This is a genomic window from Clostridium tepidiprofundi DSM 19306, from assembly GCF_001594005.1.
GTDB lineage: Bacteria > Bacillota > Clostridia > Clostridiales > Clostridiaceae > Clostridium_AC > Clostridium_AC tepidiprofundi.
Window position 1 is genome coordinate 1 of sequence record NZ_LTBA01000067.1, and the last position, 7179, is coordinate 7179.

The window sequence follows — 7179 nt, forward strand, 5'->3', positions numbered from 1 at the left end:
GTGAAGAATTGACAAATGAAGAAATACTGAGCTTAACATTCATTCCACTTATGAACAGTAAAGAAGACAAATCTACAAGAGCTATAAAAAGCATTGAACTTGCAAGCAAAATCAAAGAAAATGATAATAAACTTCATTGTTTAAGTTTACTCTATGCTCTTTTGGAAAAATTCGGTGACTATAATAGTAAGAAAAAATTTAAGGAGGTATTCTCTATGACTGAAATAGGAAAAATGATACGTGAAGAAGGATTGCAAGAAGGAAAACTGGAAGGTAAATATGAAATTTTAGTAAAGCAGTTAATAAAAAAATTCAAAAAAATCCCAGAGGAATACCTTAAAAAAATCAAAACTTTATCTCCAGATGTAATTGATATAATTGCTTTAGAAATTTTTGATATGAAAGATATTAAGGATTTAGAAAAATACCTATAATGGTTAAGTTTTCTTACTAGAATAGCAAACACTATACAATAAATAGAAAACTTTAATTAGAGAATAGTGAATAAGGAATAGTGAATAGTAAAGGTTGAAATTGCTACGCAATTTCTTTAATAAAAAGTGCCAGTTGGCTAATTTGCTAGTTACCAGCTAATGTCGAAATTACTGTGTAATTTCTTCAAAAGTAGCGTTCTAGTTAGTCAGTTTGCTAATTACCAGTTAATGTTGAAATCGTTACACGATTTCTTTAAAACAAGACTGCCAGTTTTCCAGTGGGCAGTAAAATTGCTATGCAATTTCTTAAATTCAATATAAAAAACATTTGCTGATTGCAGGTATATAGCAATCAAATTGTAAATCTGTACTAGCAATCTAGCTCTCTAGCCGACTAGCAAACTTGATTAATCCTAGTACCTAATAAGATATTAATTTTCAAGTTAAAAATCTGTATAGTTGATTGGAGACTAGCGATTAGAGACTGGAAACTAAATAAAAGTCGCCAATCACCACTCACCAATCGCCAAAACAGATTGTAACTTAGTTAGAACCTTAAAGCCTAGCACTTTCTTTTCTTTCTTAGTACCCAGTACCTCAAACAGATACTGGCATACGAATATCAAATCTGTACTAGCCGACTAGCCCTCTAGCCGTCTGACAAACTTGATTTTCTCCTAGCACCTTGTTTTACCTCTCATCTTTTACTTATTCACTATATTCAATGTTACCGAATACTGCATTAGCACTTCTCTAACTATATCAACAACATGATTATCTTCTGATTTGGTAACAATAGCTATTCCTAGACTGTCCCCTGTTGGGAATATTTTAGTTAAGTAATTTGATTTTTCCAAGTCGTCTTTATTCTTAAATTCTAAAATTTCATCATTAAAATCACTATTTTCATAACAGTAAAAACTTACTATCTCAGTACAATCCCATATGTCCGTTCCCTTTATAAAATCCAAAATAATTTCTTTATTCACACATTCCAAAGATATCAAATCTTTAGCAAAATAATTCATATCCTTCTTAGATGATTTTAATCTTGGATAATAGTCATATATCGAATTAAATTCATCATCACTTATGTCAATAATGACATATTTATTTTTACATAACTCATAAATTAAATCGCTTTGTATGAAATCCCATATGTAATAGTTCTCATATTTTTGCTCATATTTAGGAAATAACCCCAAATAATATTCAATATATTTTCCTCTATGATATTTTTCTAAATCCATTACATATAGCTTCACTACATAACCCCCTAGAAAATCACTAAATAATAATTACATCATTTAATCCATTATTTAAAATTGTATTTTTTTTAATTCCTCTTGAAATAATTTTTCCTCTTCATTTACATATCCAATATACAAAACTTTATCAATTTCGAAATAAGGTTGAAATTGATACGCAATTTCTTCAATAAAGAATGCCAGTTAATCAGTTTGCCAGTGGCCAATTATAAGTATATAGCAATCAAGTAATAAATCTGTACTAGAAACTAGCCGTCTAGCAAACTTGCTTCATTCCTAGTCCCTTATTGACAAGGATTTTCAGTATAAATTTTTTTAACCCTTCCATCGTGTGAACTCGAATTATCGCTTTTATTTAATTTCACATAAAACCAATATGTCTTTCCAATTTCTAAACAGTCAAAATCTTTTTTATCTAAGTCAAATCTACTTTCAACATAATCATTACCAGTAGGAGAAGTTTCAAAAACCTCTAAATAATAATCATTTTGCTTATGGACTTTAACTGCAAATGATGCATCTCGTTCTTTAGTCTTTTCTATATCTTCTGCTTTTATAATCTTAATACCTGATGTATGTATTGCAAAAGCTCTGTTTGACTTATACTGAATAACACCTACCAGGAATGCTAAAAATACTAGTATTGCTACTATAACAATAATTTTGTCTATCAAAAATGATTTCATTTACCCCCACCCCTTTCAATACTTATTTTACATGCAGTAGTGTACTCTGTTTATAAATAAGCTTATCTAACATAGATTGTACCACATCATTCAAGAAAAACTTGTCTAATCTGGTCGCCTTCAAAAAAAAAAAAACGACATCACATTCTATGATATTCTAAATTCTTTTCAAATATGATGCCATTTTAAATACACTACATACTATAATCTAAAATTTTATATATTAGTTTAAATATACTTAATCTTAATCCATATTCAAGTAAATTCGTTTTTCTAAAGCAAAATATCGGAACTTCAGGTTAAGACTCTACTCCACATGATATTTTTTAAAAAATTTCTAGTACGTTACTTCTTACTCATATAACTATTCAAAATATTTCTTTTTAATATCATCTGTTAATTTTTCTATTTTACCATTATAAATTATATAAATTTCATCACACAATTCTTCAATATCACTATGATTATGACTTGTTAATAATATTGTATTTCCTTTGTCCTTTAATCTTTTTATCAATTTCTTTATATCATTATTAGTTCTAAAATCTAATGCATTAAACGGCTCATCTAATATAATAATATCTTGATCTTCCATAATAGCTTGAGCTATTCCTAATTTTTGTTTCATTCCCAATGAATAGTGTTTAACTTTTGTTCTATTATTCGAATCTAAACCAACCAATTTCATAGTACTTTTTATTTTATCATCATCAATCTTATTTCTTATGCCTGCCAAAAACTTAAGATTCTTAAAACCTGTATACATATCAATATACCCTGGCTTATTAATCAATGCCCCTACATTATCTGGAAAATCAAATTTCTCACCTAATTTTTCTCCTCTAATATAAATCTCTCCGCTATCTGGTTTAACAAATCCACAAATCAATTTAAAAATTACAGATTTACCACTACCATTTTCACCAATAATGCCAACAGTACTACCTTTATTTATACTCAAACTAATATCTTTCAAGATTTCCATGCCATTAAAAGACTTTGAAACTTTATTTATTTTAATAATTTCTTCCACTATATTCACCTCTAATTAAAAATTCTTTTATATGCTCCAATTTTCAAATAAAAATACAACATTGTATTAAGCATTATCAGTATACCCATTATAAATATATACGAAATACCATTATTACCAACAAATTCACCCATTCTCGATAATGAAGCTATCCCAATTGGTATATATTTAGCTATATTCTGTGGTAAAAAATAAGATACATACCCTAATTGAACCAACAAAAATCCTGTTGTAGCTCCTTTAGTATATATATAGCTTGTAAAAACAACTAAAAAATAAAAAATTAATTCTAAACTCTTACTGGTTAATATTATTAGATATAAACAAAATGGACTAGTAATTTTTAATCCGTTTTTTAAAAATAAATCTTTCACATAATTATATCCACTAAATCTCATCCCTAAAAACGTCCCTATAATAACAGTAATACATATTGAAACAAGTACATATATGAAAATTAATAAGAAACCACACTGCATAACTGATTTAAACCATTGTTTTTTATTTTTTAAACGAATAGTTACAAATGTACTTCTATCATTGTTCTCTTTTTCCAAGAAATAAGCTAATACATAGATAGGTATACCATTATATATTACAAGGCTTATAAAATCCATTAAATTGAAATAACCTATTCCATGTCCATAAAACTGTAATACTATCAAATCATTAATTGTCAAAACATCATTCTTTAATGAAATATTAACTGCTGATATGATAATAAAAGCTATCATTATAAAAATATTCTTTCTAGAAAATAATATTTTTAAATACCAGTTATTTATTCCATCCATTAGAATTAATTTCTTTTTCAAAGTAAATTCTTTATACCAACTTTTTTTAATTATTAGTAGTATAAAACCACTTAAAAACATCTCACAAATTATCATAATATAGAATCTTTTTTCTAAGACTGCCAATGCATGATGTAATATTATATAATTATTCATAAATACCAAAGGCAAAAACTTATCTACATCCGTTCTTAAACTAATTAACATTAATATATACATAACAACAATACATAAAACAACCAATTTTTTGCCTAAAAAATTGTTAAGAAACATCAAAACGATACTCATAAACGTCAATCCCAAAATCATATAAATTGCACACGTAATAATTGCTAATATAGGTGATTTAAAATACATGCTATAAATACCTATAACTTCATTATAATTATAATAATTTATATTCTTAATGAATCTATTACCCATATTAAGTCCATATCCCATTATAGCTACAATAAAAAAATGTATTAGAACAAAAATAGTCGAAATTAAAAGTAACGAAATTGCTTGTACAATAAAATAATCAATATATTTTCTTCTTCTAATCAGTATTATTTCATTATCATCTTTTATTATCTTAAATACGGAAAATAAATAGAAAATTATCATAAAATATAATATATAATAATGATTTGTCATAGCAGAAATTATATATTCCCAATATGTAATATTTGCAACTTTTGCACATCTAAGTAAGTTTAATCCAACCATAGAAAAAACAAAAATCATTATATATATCCCTTTAGATAAAAATTCATCCACATTTTTTTTAATCATACTTATCATCATAGTAATTACCAAGCCTCTTTATTTAATCAAACTTAAATCATATGTAATGTATACTTTTCTTCTTAATACATGAGAAATATATACTAATAATACAAATAACCATAATTAGCAAAAATGGTCCAACTAAAATGCGTTTTAGAGAAATTACTTTTGCTATCAATATACTAGGATCAAAAGAAGTGACTATACTATAATAAGGAACTCCTAATATAGCAAACATATATGATTCAATAAATACATATACAAATGGACCAGTCAAAATAATAAAAATATTATTGATATATAAAGACAAGACAAAACCAAAAGTACCTATTATAAATCCTATAACAGCTCTCCAAACACTTAATATTAAACCATATAAATAGGGTTTGTTCGCTAGATAATAACCATAAAATTCTTTAAGTGAAGTATCATAACCATTTAGTTTAATTGCATTTAATTTTACATTATTGGTAAACTTCAAGCAAAAAATTAACCCTGCAAATGAAACAACAAAAATAATCATTGCACTTCCTATAGAAGTCATTAACCACTTTGAAATTATATATTTTTTCTTAGATACTCTTGTTAAATTGTATATAAAAAAATTATTTTTTCTTTCATAATACATTAACCAACAGCTTGGTAAAACCGCTAATAAGGGAAATATCAGATCAAAAACTTGATTTGATTGTTGCCAAATTTCAATTTTATGATTGTAACTATATCCTGAAATAAATGGCAAAATAATTAAACAACTATACAATATACCTACTCCCAAACTAATCAAATATGGATATTTAATTTTATTCCATTCTAATTTTAATAAATTTTTTATCATATTGTATTTGTCACAATCCTTTCATAAAAAATTTCCTATCATTTCTAAAACTAATTTATACAGGTCTTAAAATCTAATTTAGCACATTTAGACCTGTATAAAATAGTATTGTTTAAACCTACTTATAACTATTATATTTTATTAATTACTTTTCCAAGTTCCTGCAACTTATACATCTACTCGTGTCGTTAAATCGTTCGAAAATTGTTCTGACTAAATCACCCTTCAAATGTTCGCTTGAACCATCAATTAATCTACTTTGATTATCATCCACTTTTCGACACCAGTCTCCTGCATTCTCATCAAAATCTTGCATCCTTACATCCACAGTATAAATTCCACCTACAATTTCTGAATTTAGATCTGCTGCGGCACCAGTAATACTTTTAGTTTTTAAGTACTTAAGTCATTTAATAAACTTATCTAACATAAATTGTACCACATCATTCAAGAAAAACTTGTCAAATTTGTTCGAATCAAAAAAATAACACAATATTTTATAATATTTTGAATTTCTTTAAATTAATGTACAGTTTTAAATACAATATATACTATAATCCAAAATTTTATATATTTAGTTTAAACATACTTAATTTTAATTCAAATTCAAGTAAACTCGTTTTGCTGAAGCAAAATCTTCAATCTCCCACTTATAGAGGTGGGGGTCTTATAAAATCGATAAAAACAAAAATTCTAGTTTTGAAAAATTTCTAGCAACTAGTATCTAAAACATATACTGGTATACAAGTATCAAATCTGTGTTGGAAACTAGAGATTGGAGACCGGAGACTAAAACAAAGTCACTAATCGCCAATCACTAGTCGCCAAACCCTATTGTGACTTAGTCAGAGAATAAATACCAGTACCTTGTTTTCCCTCCTAGTACCTAAAACAAATACTGGTTTTCAATTCGCAAATCCGTACTGAAGACTAGCAATCTAGCCGTCTAGCAAACTTGCTTTTCTCCTAGTACCTTCTTTCCCCTCTTAGTACCTGATACCTACTTCCTCGTGCTTTGTTTTTCTCCTAAACATAATTGTATCATTGAGTATTTTCCATCCATAATGAACTTCATTTTATGCTATAATATAAGTGTAACTTATTTTATAGGAGGACTCGCATGGATTACAATAAAATAGAAGATTCTATAATGAAAACCGCAATGGATATATTCAAGCAAAGTGCTGTAAATTTCTTTAATTTGAAAACCAAAATAATAGCACCTGCTAATACTGAAATTAAAGATATAAGCATAAAAACCAACTTTACTGATTATACTTTCTATACAGAGGACGGTAATTATCTTCACTTTGAATTTCAAACTACATATAAAGAAAAAGACATAAATAGATTTTTAT

At 26.6% G+C, this 7179-nt stretch carries 7 protein-coding genes and 1 pseudogene; 2 read left to right on the plus strand and 6 right to left on the minus strand.

Features of this window, described 5'->3' with window-relative positions; all coding sequences use genetic code 11:
• Positions 1 to 434 (plus strand): DUF4351 domain-containing protein (locus CLTEP_RS15385; protein ID WP_153016335.1); only part of this gene is annotated, 434 nt, incomplete at its 5' end.
• Between the two features lie 704 nt (positions 435 to 1138).
• On the opposite strand, the gene CLTEP_RS12795 is transcribed toward CLTEP_RS15385, so the two are convergent.
• The 6 genes from CLTEP_RS12795 to CLTEP_RS12820 form a co-directional block, all read right to left on the minus strand.
• Entirely contained in the window at positions 1139 to 1699 is a 561-nt protein-coding gene (locus CLTEP_RS12795) for a hypothetical protein (protein ID WP_066827318.1), read from the minus strand.
• Between the two features lie 287 nt (positions 1700 to 1986).
• Positions 1987 to 2388 (minus strand): hypothetical protein, encoded by a 402-nt coding sequence (locus CLTEP_RS12800; protein ID WP_066827320.1) that lies wholly within the window; start codon positions 2386 to 2388, stop codon positions 1987 to 1989.
• 364 nt (positions 2389 to 2752) lie between these two features.
• Complete coding sequence (locus tag CLTEP_RS12805; protein ID WP_066827322.1) at positions 2753 to 3421, minus strand: ABC transporter ATP-binding protein; 669 nt, start codon at positions 3419 to 3421, stop codon at positions 2753 to 2755.
• Between the two features lie 11 nt (positions 3422 to 3432).
• A complete protein-coding gene (locus CLTEP_RS12810) occupies positions 3433 to 4989 on the minus strand; it encodes a hypothetical protein (RefSeq protein ID WP_153016336.1) in 1557 nt (518 codons plus the stop codon).
• A 49-nt stretch (positions 4990 to 5038) separates the two neighbouring features.
• On the minus strand, positions 5039 to 5821 hold the full coding sequence (locus CLTEP_RS12815; RefSeq protein ID WP_066827326.1) for an ABC transporter permease: 783 nt from the start codon (positions 5819 to 5821) through the stop codon (positions 5039 to 5041).
• 145 nt (positions 5822 to 5966) lie between these two features.
• On the minus strand, positions 5967 to 6149 hold the full coding sequence (locus CLTEP_RS12820) for a hypothetical protein (RefSeq protein WP_066827328.1): 183 nt from the start codon (positions 6147 to 6149) through the stop codon (positions 5967 to 5969).
• A 792-nt stretch (positions 6150 to 6941) separates the two neighbouring features.
• Between CLTEP_RS12820 and CLTEP_RS12825 the strand changes: the two are divergent.
• Positions 6942 to 7179 (plus strand): annotated as a pseudogene (locus CLTEP_RS12825) (DUF4351 domain-containing protein); the annotation flags it as partial.